The organism is Parvibaculum indicum, assembly GCF_011762095.1.
Lineage (GTDB): Bacteria > Pseudomonadota > Alphaproteobacteria > Parvibaculales > Parvibaculaceae > Parvibaculum > Parvibaculum indicum.
Genome location: NZ_JAASQO010000005.1, coordinates 193046 through 206228, shown reverse-complemented (window position 1 = coordinate 206228; position 13183 = coordinate 193046). Strand labels below are relative to the sequence as shown.

12 protein-coding genes are annotated in these 13183 nt (G+C 64.8%); 7 read left to right on the top strand and 5 right to left on the bottom strand.

Annotated elements, in window-relative coordinates:
- Positions 1-22: 22 nt before the first annotated feature.
- A complete protein-coding gene (locus tag FHS78_RS08505) occupies positions 23-1141 on the top strand; it encodes a DUF2125 domain-containing protein (RefSeq protein WP_167093169.1) in 1119 nt (372 codons plus the stop codon).
- 116 nt (positions 1142-1257) lie between these two features.
- Here FHS78_RS08505 and FHS78_RS08500 read toward each other — a convergent pair whose 3' ends face one another.
- Genes FHS78_RS08500 through FHS78_RS08490 form a run of 3 tightly spaced genes read right to left on the bottom strand, consistent with a single transcriptional unit; the run spans position 1258 to position 4222 of the window.
- Entirely contained in the window at positions 1258-2193 is a 936-nt protein-coding gene (locus FHS78_RS08500; RefSeq protein WP_167093167.1) for a prephenate/arogenate dehydrogenase family protein, read from the bottom strand.
- Entirely contained in the window at positions 2190-3290 is a 1101-nt protein-coding gene (hisC, locus tag FHS78_RS08495) for a histidinol-phosphate transaminase (protein WP_167093165.1), read from the bottom strand. The genes FHS78_RS08500 and hisC overlap by 4 nt, the downstream gene beginning before the upstream one ends.
- Positions 3291-3295: 5 nt before the next feature.
- Entirely contained in the window at positions 3296-4222 is a 927-nt protein-coding gene (locus FHS78_RS08490) for a chorismate mutase (protein WP_167093163.1), read from the bottom strand.
- A 225-nt stretch (positions 4223-4447) separates the two neighbouring features.
- On the opposite strand from FHS78_RS08490, the gene metX reads away from it, so the two are divergent.
- Both metX and metW read left to right on the top strand, forming a co-directional pair.
- Positions 4448-5635, top strand: a complete 1188-nt coding sequence (metX, locus tag FHS78_RS08485; RefSeq protein ID WP_167093161.1) for a homoserine O-acetyltransferase MetX — start codon at positions 4448-4450, stop codon at positions 5633-5635.
- On the top strand, positions 5632-6276 hold the full coding sequence (gene metW / locus FHS78_RS08480) for a methionine biosynthesis protein MetW (protein WP_167093159.1): 645 nt from the start codon (positions 5632-5634) through the stop codon (positions 6274-6276). The genes metX and metW overlap by 4 nt, the downstream gene beginning before the upstream one ends.
- Before the next feature lie 126 nt (positions 6277-6402).
- Here the strand turns inward: metW and FHS78_RS08475 are convergent, their stop codons facing one another.
- Positions 6403-7161, bottom strand: coding sequence for a class I SAM-dependent methyltransferase (locus FHS78_RS08475; RefSeq protein WP_167093157.1), 759 nt, complete (start codon positions 7159-7161; stop codon positions 6403-6405).
- A gap of 255 nt (positions 7162-7416) precedes the next feature.
- On the opposite strand from FHS78_RS08475, the gene gloB reads away from it, so the two are divergent.
- The 4 genes from gloB (at position 7417) to FHS78_RS08455 (ending at position 11806) form a co-directional block, all read left to right on the top strand.
- Positions 7417-8184 carry a hydroxyacylglutathione hydrolase gene (gloB, locus tag FHS78_RS08470; RefSeq protein ID WP_167093155.1) on the top strand — a complete coding sequence of 256 codons (768 nt, stop codon included), beginning with the start codon at positions 7417-7419 and terminating at the stop codon, positions 8182-8184.
- A 28-nt stretch (positions 8185-8212) separates the two neighbouring features.
- The gene (locus FHS78_RS08465) at positions 8213-8635 is read left to right on the top strand and encodes a cupin domain-containing protein (protein WP_167093247.1); all 423 of its coding nucleotides are present in this window, start codon (positions 8213-8215) and stop codon (positions 8633-8635) included.
- A 156-nt stretch (positions 8636-8791) separates the two neighbouring features.
- Positions 8792-11014, top strand: coding sequence for a TonB-dependent siderophore receptor (locus FHS78_RS08460; protein ID WP_167093153.1), 2223 nt, complete (start codon positions 8792-8794; stop codon positions 11012-11014).
- Between the two features lie 108 nt (positions 11015-11122).
- Positions 11123-11806: a Fe2+-dependent dioxygenase gene (locus FHS78_RS08455; RefSeq protein WP_167093151.1), complete on the top strand. Its 684-nt coding sequence runs from the start codon at positions 11123-11125 to the stop codon at positions 11804-11806.
- Positions 11807-11824: 18 nt separating this feature from the next.
- Here FHS78_RS08455 and FHS78_RS08450 read toward each other — a convergent pair whose 3' ends face one another.
- On the bottom strand, positions 11825-12997 hold the full coding sequence (locus tag FHS78_RS08450) for a PepSY domain-containing protein (RefSeq protein ID WP_167093149.1): 1173 nt from the start codon (positions 12995-12997) through the stop codon (positions 11825-11827).
- Between the last annotated feature and the right edge of the window lie 186 nt (positions 12998-13183).

The window sequence follows — 13183 nt, the reverse complement described above, 5'->3', positions numbered from 1 at the left end:
TTGGGGCGCACACCATATCGTCATGACAGAGAACGCAAAAGCTTCCCCTCCGCCGCGCCGGAGAAACATCCGATGGGGCGTCCTGACCCCGACCATCGTGCTGGGCGTGCTGGTGGCCGCCTACACCGCCTATTGGTGGATCGTCGCGGGCGAGATCCGCAACCGCGTCGAAACCGCGTCGCTGGATGACGGGCGCATCGAGGCGGGGTGGAAAGAGCTGGGCGTCTATGGCTTCCCCTATCGCTTCACGGCGAGCTTCACCGGCCCCGAGATCGCCGCGCCCCGCACGCCCGAACAATGGCGCTGGCAGGCGGAGGAATTCTCGGCAAGCGTCCTGCCTTACGATTTCAGCCATGCGATTTTCGACGTGGAAGGCGAACAGCGCCTGAGCTTTCGCGATGTGACGCAACAGGACGCGCCGCGCCGCCACTGGCGCATCGAAACGCATACCGCATGGGCAAGCTATGTGGCGCAGGAGGGCGCACCCTTCGGACGGCTGGCCATCGACGTGAAGAAGCTCGACGCAACCCGCGAAGACGGCGGCGGGACGATGCGGGCGCAGCGGCTGCAACTTCACGCGCGGCCCGCCCCGCTGACGCTCGAAGGCGGCGCGGCCCCGATCCTGCCCGGCACACCGAAAGCGGCGACCGCCATCGACCTCGCATTCCAGGGCGAGGACATGCTGCTGCCCGCCCGCCTGACGCCGCCCGCGCTCGGCAACAAGGCCGGGTTCGTCATCCTGCAGGCGCGGATGCGCAACGTGCCCGTCACCCATGCGGCAAGCCCGGTGGAATTCTCGCGCGACTGGATGGCGGCGGGCGGCACGCTGGCCGTCTCCGACCTGAAAGTGAAATGGGGGCCGCTCGACATGAAGGCCTCGGGCGAAGTGACGCTGGACGAGAAGGGCCGTCCGGCGGGACGCCTCGAGGCGGAGATCGCCGACTATGAAGGCCTCGTTTCGGCGCTGGTGAAGGCGGGCCGCATTCCGCGGAAGAACGAGAAGATGGCACTGGCGGGCCTCGGCCTCATCTCGCAGTTCCAGGGCAATAAATCCGGCCGGGTGCGCGTGCCTGTGGTGATGAGCGAAGGCAAGCTCTATCTCGGCCCCGTGCCCGTGGCGCGGCTCGATCCGGTTTATTGAGGCTCGCTCCCCGTCATTGCGAGGAGCGATAGCGACGAAGCAATCCAGCGCCGAGCCTGCCGCTTCTGGATTGCCGCGCGCCCTGCCGGGCGCTCGCAATGACGAATGAAGAGGCCTCAGTCCTTCTTGCCCGTCTTGTCGGGCGTGCGGCCGAAATTGGGGGCGGGGGTTTCCTGACCGGCTTCGATGATCGAGCGGCGGATATCGCGGGTGCGCGTGAAGAGGTTGAAAAGCGCATCGCCGTCGCCCCAGCGGATCGCGCGCTGCAGCGCCGACAAATCTTCGGAAAACCGCGCCAGCATTTCGAGGATCGGTTCGCGGTTGTTGAGGCAGACATCGCGCCACATGGTCGGGTCGGACGCCGCGAGACGCGTGAAGTCGCGGAAACCGGAGGCGGAATATTTGATGACTTCCGATTCCGTCACCGTTTCCAGATCGTTCGCCGTTCCGACGATGTTGTAGGCGATGATATGCGGTAGATGGCTGACGATGGCGAGCACCATGTCGTGATGGCGCGGTTCCATCGCATCGACGGTCGAACCGCAGCCTTCCCAGAAGGCGGTGAGCTTTTCCGTCGCCTGACGATCCGTGCCGGGCACCGGTGTGAGAATGCACCAGCGATTGTCGAAGAGTTCCGCAAAGCCCGCCTCAGGCCCGGACTGCTCCGTACCGGCGATGGGATGGCCGGGAATGAAATGCACGCCTTCGGGCACATGCGGGCCGACATCGCGGATGACGGCCATCTTCACCGAGCCGACATCGGTGAGGATCGCTCCGGGCTTCAGCGCCTTTTCGATTTCCGCGGCCACCGGCCCGAGCGCGCCGACGGGCACGCAGAGGATGACGAGGTCGGCATCCTTCACCGCGTCCGCCGCCGTCTCATGCGCACTGTCGATGAAGCCGATTTCATGCGCACGCTTGCGGGTTTCTTCCGACCGCGCATAACCCGCAATGTGTTTTGCGAGATTGCCGCGCTTCACCGCATGGCCGATGGAACCGCCGATAAGGCCGAGGCCGATCAGCGCGATACGCTCGAAAAGCGGTTCGCTCATGACGCACCGCCCTTCATGAAGTCGGCGAGCGCGTCCACCACCAGCCGGTTCGCTTCTTCCGTGCCGACACTCAGGCGCAGGCAATCGGGCAGCCCGTAAGACGAGACGGCGCGCAGGATGAGACCGCGCTTCATCAGGAAGGCATCCGCCTCCGCCGCCGTCTTGCCGGGTTCATTCGGAAAGCGGACGAGCAGGAAGTTCGCCGCGCTCGGCGTCACCTCAAGGCCCAGCGCCGAAATCCGCTCCGTGAGCCATTGAAGCCATTCGTCGTTATGCGCGCGGGCCTTTTCCACATGGGCGATATCTTCCATCGCCGCGACGCCGGCCATCATGGCGGGCGTGGAGACGTTGAAGGGACCGCGCACGCGGTTCAGCGTTTCGCAGACATGGGCCGGGCCGTAAAGCCAGCCGAGGCGCGCGGCGGCCAGCCCGTAGATCTTGGAGAAGGTCCGCGTCATCACGACGTTCTCGTTCGTCGCGACAAGCTCGATCCCGGCCTCGTAATCGTTGCGGGTCACATATTCGGCATAGGCCGCGTCGATGACGAGCAGGATGTCGTGACGCAGGCCTGCGTGAAGCCGCTTCATCTCGTCCGAGGGCAGATAGGTGCCGGTCGGATTGTTGGGATTGGCGATGAAGACGATCCGCGTCCTGTCCGTCACCGCGGCAAGCACCGCATCGACATCGGTCCGCAGATCCTTCTCCGGCACCTGAATGCAGGTGCCGCCCGCCGCCTTGGTCACGATGGGATAGACGAGGAAACCGTGCTCGCTCGCAATCGTCTCGTCGCCCTCGCCGACATAGCACTGGGCGAGAAGATGCAGAAGTTCGTCGGACCCCGCGCCGCAGACGATGCGGTCGGCGGCCAGGCCGAAACGCTTTGCAATCGCCTCGCGCAGGGGCGCCGCGGAGCCTTCCGGATAATGTTCGAGATCCTGCGCGGCGGCGACATAGGCCTCGCGCGCGGCCGGGCTCGGCCCCAGCGGCGTTTCATTGGCCGACAGCTTGAAGACGCGCACGCCCGGATCGGCCTTGGCGCGGCCGCCCACATAGGGCTCGATCCTTTCAATGCCGGATTGCGGTGTCGGTTTCGTCATGAGGCTCAGTCCGTATCCGCGTCGCGCTGCACGGGATTGGCGAACCCGCCCAGCACATAGACGTCGTCGACGGGATCTTCGATCAGCGCGGCAAGGCGCGCATCGCCGGCTTCGAGATAGCCCGGCACGGCATAAAGGCTCAGATGACGCGGCTCCCCGTCCTGCGTGACGGCGACGCTGAGCCGCTCCGCCTCGATCCCGGCCTGCTTGACAAGCTGGGCGAGCTTCGCCTCGCTGACGCTGCCGCGCGCGGAAATGGCGATCAGGCTGGTATCGTCGCCGGTGGGCTCGAACTCCGCCTGCGCCACCACAAGCGCGCCGACCTCGCCCTCCGCGCCGTCGATACGGGCGAAGGGAAGCTGCGTCACCACGCGAAGCGGCACGCCGCGCCCGGCCAGCGCCGTCCACCAGTCGCCGCCGGGATAATGGCCCGGCCGGGGCAGGATGCCGATGGCGGAGCGGTCCTGCGACACGCGGCGGGTGAGATCGCGCATGCTGTCATGCAGCGTCATCTCGGTGATGGAGCCGTAATAATTGCGGGCAAGGTCCCAATAGGCGAGCGCATCGGTATCCGCGCCGCCATAGACCTCCACCCGGAAGGGGCCCTGAATGCGGGTCATGGCGGAAATGATCTCGCGCCAGAGCCGGAAGACGACGCGAAGCGGCAGCCGCCCTTCATGGCGGCCGGCGAGACGGCGCAGCACCTCCGCCTCGCGGCCCGGGCGGAAGGCAATGAAGCTCCCCTCCCCCGCCGCGCTGGCATCGCGCGCCTTGGCATTGGCGACATCGACGACCAGCTCGGTCCGCTTCATCAGCAGATCGTGGATCGCATCGTCGATCGCATCTATCTCACGCCTCACATCGGCCAGGGCGGGCGCGCTCTCATCGCCTGTCCCGGCCTGTTTGACGGGGCTTTGTGTCTCGCTCGTCATCTTGTGTCTCACGCACGGAAAAAGGGGCGCAAAGCCGCTGCCCGGCCCCTGCCGCAGGAGCGGTATTCATAAGGGCGGATATGCCCAAAATCAAAGAAAACATTGACATTTCAAGGGGTCCCACCCTAGCTATGCTGCCTGCCCGGGGCGACATATGAGGCCGTCCGCGGGCCGGAAATAACGCGAAACGACCTCAAAAAGCGCCGCAGGACCGCCGCTCACGCGATGATTACCACCGAAAAGCCGGAAATAGCGGAAGCCGCCGCCGAGGCGGGAGAGCGCGTCAACGCGAAGAGCTGCACCGAGACCTTTGGCGCCGACGAGCCGCTGAGGCTCGACAGCGAGGTCGAGTTGTCGCCCTTCACGATCTCCTTCCAGACCTATGGCCGGCTCAACGCCGACAAGTCGAATGTGGTGCTGGTCTGCCATGCGCTGACGGGCGATCAGTTCGCGGCGAGCCCGCATCCGGTCACCGGCAAGCCCGGCTGGTGGTCCAACATGGTCGGCCCGGGCCGCCCCATCGACACCGACCGCTATTTCGTGATCTGCCCCAACGTCATCGGCGGCTGCATGGGCACGACCGGCCCGCGCGACATCAACCAGGAAACCGGCAAACCCTACGGCCTTTCCTTCCCCGGCGTCACCATCGCCGACATGGTGCGCGCCCAGGCCATGCTGCTCGACCGGCTGGGCATCGACGACATTTTCTGCGCCATCGGCGGCTCCATGGGCGGCATGCAGGTGCTGCAATGGTGCGCGGCCTATCCCGGCCGCGTCTTTTCCGCGATCCCGATTGCGACCGCGGCGCGCCATTCCGCCCAGAACATCGCCTTTCACGAGGTCGGCCGCCAGGCGATCATGGCCGATCCCGAATGGCGCCATGGCAGCTATCTGGAACACGGCACGAACCCCGCCAAGGGGCTCGCGGTGGCGCGCATGGCCGCCCATATCACCTATCTGTCGGAAACGGCGCTGCACCGGAAATTCGGCCGCAACCTGCAGGACCGCGACGAGGTCTCCTACGGGTTCGACGCCGATTTCCAGATCGAATCCTATCTGCGCTATCAGGGCTCGACCTTCGTGGATCGCTTCGACGCCAATTCCTATCTCTACATCACCCGGGCGATGGACTATTTCGACCTCGCCCAGGACCATGGCGGCATCCTCGCCAACGCCTTCCGGGGCACTTCGACCCGCTTCTGCGTGATGAGCTTCACCAGCGACTGGCTGTTCCCGACCTCCGACAGCAAGCAGGTCGTCCATGCGCTGAACGCGGTGGCCGCCAATGTGAGCTTCGTCGAGATCGACACCGACAAGGGGCATGACGCCTTCCTGCTGGACGAGCCGGAAATGCTCGACACGCTGTCCGGCTTCCTGGAATCGGCGGCGCAAAGGCGGGGCCTGACGACATGAGCCCCACCAGCCTGACGGGCGTGCGGCCCCTGCCCCGCACGCCGCGGACCGACTTCGATTTCATCGCCGAGAAAATCGCGCCCGGCAGCCGCGTCCTCGATGTCGGCTGCGGCGACGGCGAACTGCTGGCGCGCCTGGTCAAGGAGCGCGGCGTGGACGGGCGCGGCATGGAACTGAGCCAGGAAGGCGTGAACGCCAGCGTGACGCGCGGGCTGTCGGTCATCCAGGGCGACGCCGACACCGATCTGCGCGACTACCCGCAAGACGCCTTCGACTATGTGATCCTGAGCCAGACCATTCAGGCGACGCATAATCCCAGCGTCGTGCTGCAGGAACTGTCCCGTATCGGGCAGCACATCATCGTGTCCTTCCCCAATTTCGGCCATTGGCGCGTCCGGCTGAAACTTCTGCTGCAGGGCCGTATGCCCGAAACGCCCTCGCTCGGCTTTCACTGGTACGACACGCCCAACATTCATCTGTGCACGCTGCGCGACTTCACCGAGCTGTGCGACACGCTCGACCTGCATATCGACGATGCGCTGGCCGTGAACGGCACGCGGGCGAAGCGGATCGGCAAGCCCGGCCCGCTCGACAACCTGACCGCGAGCGAAGCCGTCTTCATGATGTCGCGGAAGGGCTGAGGCCCGGCCTCCCAACGTCATTGCGAGCGCCCGTCAGGGCGCGCGGCAATCCAGGGCGGCAGGCGCAGAACTGGATTGCTTCGTCGCTTGCGCGCCTCGCAATGGCGCTTTTAGACAATAACGGCCCTATTCTTCATCGCCCCGGCTCCGGCTCTGCATGCCCTGCGGCACGGGCGCGGGCGACAAGGCGCGCATGCGCCGGGCGAGACGGCGCTTGGGCTGCGGCGTCGCGGCATAGATCTGCTTGCCGGCCTCCACCATGATGACGCCGGAAAACCGCGTCCAGAGCGTATGGCCGACCTGCTCCCAGACACCGGCCGATTGCAGGAAGGGCCGCCACTGAACGGGCGGCACGTAAAGCGCCGTCTCCCAGCGCGTGGGCGAGAACATGTTCTCGCGCATGAGCTGGGTGAGCTGGGAACGCGAAAAGGGCTGGCCGATGCCGAAGGGCGTGCCCTCGCGGCGCGACCACAGGCCCCGCCGGTTGGGCGCCACGACGAGAAGCCGACCGCCCGGCGCCAGCACGCGCCAGATCTGGCGCATCATGGAGCGTACCGCCTCGCTGCCTTCCAGCCCGTGCACCAGCAGGATACGGTCCATGCTCTCGTCGGGCAGCGGAATTTCGGTCTCGTCCACCAGGCAGGTGAGATATTTCCCGTTGGGCGGCCAGGCGAGTACGCCCTGCTGGGCGGGCATCAACCCGATGACGCGCTGCGCCTGCCCCTGAAAGGGCGACAGGTAAGGCGTGGCGAAACCGAGCCCGGCCACGTTGAGCCCGCGCACATCCGGCCAGATTTCGCCGATGCGGCGCGTAATCAGCGTCCGCGCCACCGCGCCCAGCGGACGGCCGTAGAAATCCCGGAGATCGATGACATCCATATGCATGGGCGAAGCCTATGGCCTTTTGAGTCCCGTTGGAATCGTCATTGCGAGGATGCTTCGAGACGCGGCTTCGCCGCTCCTCAGCATGAGGTGGCGTGTTAGTTAGGCCTCATCCTGAGGAGGGCCGCAAGGCCCGTCTCGAAGGATAGACGGCTTCATCGGTTAAGGTTTCTTTCCCTCAAACTCGGGAGGGGTTCAATCGCCGCCCCAAGGGCTTTAGGGTCTCGTCACACGCCCTCCAGCACCGGAACCGGAACGATGAGCCTTCATATCCATCAATTTCCCTGCCTGAGCGACAATTACGGCTATCTGGTCCATGAGCCCAAATCGGGCGCGACGGCGGCCATCGACACGCCCGACGCCAAGGCCATCGAAAAGGCACTGGCGGAAAAGGGCTGGACGCTCACCCATATCCTCAACACGCATCACCATTACGACCATGCGGGCGGGAACGAGGAACTGAAGGCAAAGACCGGCTGCATCGTTATCGGCCCGAAAGGCGAGGCGGCGAAAATCCCCGGCCTCGACCGCGCCGTCGGCGACGGCGACATGGTGGAGCTGGGCGAGGCGCGCGCCCGCGTCTTCGACGTGCCGGGACACACGGCGGGCCACATCGCCTATTACTTCGCAGAGGACGGCGTGGCCTTTGTGGGCGACACGCTGTTCGCGCTCGGCTGCGGGCGGCTTTTCGAGGGTACGCCCGAACAGATGTGGACCTCGCTCTCCAAACTCATGGCGTTGCCCGACGACACAACCGTCTATTGCGCGCATGAATATACGCAGGCCAATGCCCGCTTCGCGCTGACGATCGATCCCGAAAACGAAGCGCTCGCCGCCCGCGCGAAAGAGATCGACGCAAAACGCGCCAAAGGCGAATGGACCGTGCCGACCACCATCGGCCTTGAAAAGGCGACCAATCCCTTTCTGCGGGCGGGCGATGCGAAACTGCGCCACGCCATTGGCCTCGACGGCGCAAGCGATGTGGACGTCTTCGCCGAGACCCGCCGCCGCAAGGACAATTTCTGAAGAGACAAAGGATCCGCCCGTGACCGATATGAGCCCCGAAGAAATCATCGAGATGCTCAACATGCAGCCGCATCCGGAAGGCGGGCATTTCGTCGAGACCTTCCGCGACGCGACGGCGGAGATCGAGCGGGGTCATTCGACCGCGATCTACTATCTGCTGCGCGAGGGCGAGCGCTCGCACTGGCACCGGGTGAAGGACGCTGCGGAAACCTGGCACTGGTATGCGGGCGGGCCGCTGCAGCTCGGCATCGCCGCCGAGGAAGGCCCGGCGGAAATCCACCTGCTGGGACAGAACCTCGCCGCCGGAGAGCGCCCGCAGATCATCGTGCCGCGCAATTACTGGCAGGCGGCGGAGCCCGTGGGCCTGTGGACGCTGGTCGGCTGCACCGTCGCCCCCGGCTTCGATTTCGCCGCTTTCGAAATGGCGCCGGAAGACTGGGTTCCGCGCTGATCCGCCCGCGCGGAATATGTGGCCACGCCGCAACACCCGCTATTTATTGCAAACGATTCTCAAGATGGTATCAAAACCGACTTGTTGCCGGCGCGCGCCGCACCTAAGAATGCCTCGCATTTTCATTCCCGATGCGAAATTCAAGGGGGGCATTCAGTGCCGAAAAATCCTCACGTCTCCTCGACGTCCACTTCCACATTCCTCCTCGCCTCCGCCAGCGTGGCCGCCGCTCTCTACGGCCTGTCCGGCCCCGCCTATGCGCAAGACGCCGCCGCCCAGCAGCAGGACGAAACCGTCACCGCGCCCATCGTCGTGGAGGGCGACCAGTTGAACGAGGGCTATAGCGCGCCCGTGGCCGCCTCGCCCAAATATACCGCGCCCATCAAGGAACTTCCGAAATCGGTCACCATCGTGAACGAGGAAGTCCTGAAAGACACCGGCGCCACCTCGCTCGAAGAAGCGCTGCGCACCGTGCCGGGCATCACCATGGCCATGGGCGAAGGCGGACAGCCCTTCGGCGACCGTCCCGTCATTCGCGGCTCCAGCGCCGACACCAACATCTTCATCAACGGCGTGCGCGACACGGGCTCGCAGCAGCGCGAAATCTTCGACATCGAGCAGATCGAAGTGACCAAGGGCGCCGACAGCGCCTATTCGGGCCGCGGTTCCGCCGGCGGCGCGATCAACCTCGTCACCAAGACGCCGAAGGGCAAGAACTTCATTGCCGGAACGGCGGGCATCGGCACCGACAATTACAAGCGCCTGACCGCGGATGTGAACCAGGTGATCGACGACCAGATCGCGGTGCGCCTCAATGCGATGTGGCACGACGCGGACGTGCCGGGCCGCGACGAAGTGGACGAGAGCCGCTGGGGCTTCGCTCCCTCGGTGACGTTCGGCCTCCATTCCGATACGCGGGCGACGCTGAGCTATTATCACCTGCAGACGGACGACATGCCCGATTACGGCCTGCCGCTCGACACCACCACGGGTACGCCCGTCTCGGTCGACCGTGACAATTTCTACGGTCTCACCAGCCGCGACTTCCAGAAGGTCCATACCGATATCGGTACGCTGGAACTGGTGCACGATTTCTCCGACACCATGTCGATCCGCAACGTGACGACGGTAAGCCGTACCGGCAACGACTACATCGTCACCAACCCGGACGACAGCAAGGGCAATGTCGTGAACGGCCGCGTCTATCGCGGCGTCAAGAGCCGCGACTCGATCACCAAATCCGTCATCAACCAGACGGATCTGTCCGGCGAGTTCGACACCTCCTTCATCAAGCACACCTACTCCGCCGGTATCGAGTTCAGCTTCGAGCGGACGACCAACGAGAACTATTCCGTCGATACCGATACCGACCCGCTGACCCCCGGCAACCAGACGAGCTGTCCGACGACGGGGCCCAGCACCAACTACAATTGTACCGACCTCTTCAACCCCAATCCGGGCGATCCCTGGAACGGGTCCGTCACCAAATCCGGCAACCCCTCCGAAGCGCAGGCCACGACCTATTCGGCCTATGTGCTCGACACGATGCGGTTCAACGCGCAATGGGCGCTGAACCTGGGGCTGCGCTTCGACAGCTACCACTCGAAGGCGCAGAGCCGTGGCACCTCCTACCAGAACGACGAAAGCTTCCTGAACTACCAGGCGGGCGTCGTCTACAACCCGGTCCCGGCCGGCACCTTCTATGCGAACTTCGCGTCCACCTCGACCCCTTCGGGTACCGATGTGGGCAGCGGCGGGAACTCGCTCGGCGGCTCCAACAGCACCCTCGAGCCGGAGCGCAGCTACTCCTATGAGCTGGGCACCAAATGGAATGTGCTCGACAATCTCTTCGTGACCGCGGCCGTGTTCCGCACGGAAACGGAGAACGCCAAGGTCGCGACCGCGCCCGGCCGCGGCGCGCCGGAGGATACGATCGGCGAGATTCGCATTCAGGGTTACGAGCTTGGCATCCAGGGAGCCATCACCCCCCGCTGGAACGTGATTGCCGGCTACTCCTACCTCGACAGCGAAATCATCGACGCCGGCCCTGCCAGCACGGATGAGGGCAACAGGTTCCCGCAGACGCCCGAAAACGCCTTCAGCCTCTGGAGCACCTATGACGTGCTGCCCCAGGTGCAGATCGGCGGCGGCGCCTATTTCGTGGATCGCCAGTATGGCAATGACGCAAACACCAAGTCGATTTCGCCTTACTGGCGCTTCGACGCGATGGCCTCATATGCCTTCAACGACAATGTGACCTTCCGGCTCAATGTCGAGAACCTGCTGGACCGCACCTATTTCGAGCGCGTCTACGCCACGCATATGGCAACGCTGGGCAATGGACGCCGGGCCATCCTGACGGCGGACTTCAAGTTCTGACGATTGCGACAAACGGTCCTTTCTAACCCGGACCCTTGGAGCAAAAGCGCCCCGCCCCTATAAAGGGCGGGGCGTTTCCCGTTACGATACAGACAAAGGACGAAAGCCATGATGGTCGTCATCCCCCAGCTCCTCAGCAAGGAAGAGGTTAAAAAATTCCGTGAGCTGATGGACAAGGCCGAATGGGTCGATGGCGGCGTAACGGCCGGCGAACAGTCCAGACAGGCCAAGAAGAATTCGCAGCTTCCCGAGGACGGCGATGCCGCCCAACAGCTCGGCCGGGCGCTTCTCGAAAAGCTGCACCTCAACCCGCTCTTCCTCTCCGCCGCGCTGCCCGCCGAGATATTCCCGCCGCTTTTCAACCGCTATGCGGGCGGTGATCGCTTCGGCAACCACATCGACAATTCGATCCGCATGGTCCGCTCGACCGGCAAGCGCATCCGCACCGACCTTTCCATGACGGTATTCCTGAGCGAGCCGGAGGAATATGAGGGCGGCGAACTGATCGTGGAAGACACCTATGGCGCCCACAGCGCGAAACTGCCCGCGGGCGATATGGTGCTCTACCCCTCGACGAGCCTGCATCGCGTGGAACCGGTCACGCGCGGGGCGCGCGTCTCGTCCTTCTTCTGGATGCAGAGCATGATCCGCGACAACGAGCAGCGCGCGGAGCTTTTCCAGCTCGACAACACGATCCAGCGCCTTGCCGGCGAACTCGGCCAGAAGCACCAGTCGGTGATCGACCTCACCGGGCTCTATCACAATCTGGTGCGCCGCTGGGCGGAGCCCTGAGCGAAAAGGGCCGCGCCTTCACTCCGCCGCGGCGAGACGACGCGCCAGCGCCTTGCGATTGGCCCGGCGGCGCCACCACATGACGATACCCGTCACGCCCAGAATGGCCGGAATGATGCCGCCCGCGAAAATCACGATCTGCCAGACGAGCCCCATGCCCCGCCCGTCATGCCAGCGGCGCATGGTCATGGCGAACGAACGGGCGCCATCCGCATTGCGCGCCGCCGCGGCCCGGCCGCTTTCCGGCACGCGCTGAACGGTCGCCACACCGTCTGCGTCGGCAACACCGACACGCCGGCGCTCGCCATCCGCGATCATCTCGATCTGCCAGACGGGCGGCGTACCCGCCGCCATGCTCATCGTGACGATTTCCGCGCCGGGCAGCGCGGCTCTGGCCGCATCGGCGGCCTGATCCACCGTCATCGCCGTGCCCCGCACGGGCAGTTCGAAACGGCGGCGGGGCGGTCCCTGCCTTCGGCCGTCGTTCTCCGGTGGCGTACCGGCGAAAATGCCGTAGACCGCGGTCGCCGTCTGCGGGAAGGAGATATAGGCGCCGGTGAAACTCAGCATGGCGAGCGGCACCGCGATCCAGAAGCCGAGCGTATAGTGAAGATTGCCCATCGTCGTCGGGACACGACGCCATTTCAGCGCCTTGAGAAACCTGTTGTTGCGCGGCCACCAGAGCCAGATCCCCGTCAGGCAGGAGACGAACATGGCGACGCCCACCCAGCCCACGATCCGGCGTCCGATACCCGGCACCATGAAAGAGCCATGCAGCATATGCATGACGCCCACGAAGGAGCCCCGGAAATCCGCCACGTCGAGAACCCGGGCCGTCGGCGGGTCGAGATAGACCGTATAGAAATTCGGCCTCTGCGAACCGGGCACCGCGCGCATGGCGCGGACCGTCACCGGCGCGCCCGCCTCTTCCGGCATGGCGACACGCGCGGCCTGCGCGCCTTCGGCAAGCGCGTTTTCCGCCGCCGCCACATAAGCGGAGGCAGGCTGCGCCGCCGCCACCCCGGTGACGCGGTAGCGTTCGGGGTTGAGCATCTCGTCGACGCCGTCATGCCAGACCAGCGCCGCGCCGGTCACCGAAAGCGGAATGACAAGCAAGGCCAGCCCGACGCCTATCCAGAGATGGACATCCAGCCATAATTTGCGCCAGCGCGCCTTGTCCCAGGAACTCACTAAACCCCCGACATGTCTCAGAAATAATAATAATTATTAATAGCAAAATTTCCGCTCTGGCAAGTACCGGCCCCGAGCTATATGCCCCAGGCCGTGGCTTCGCGGAAACAGCCGATTCACAAAACGCGGCAGGCGGGGCATTCCGTCGGAAAATTCCGCCGCATTCGATGGATGTCATACGCAAGC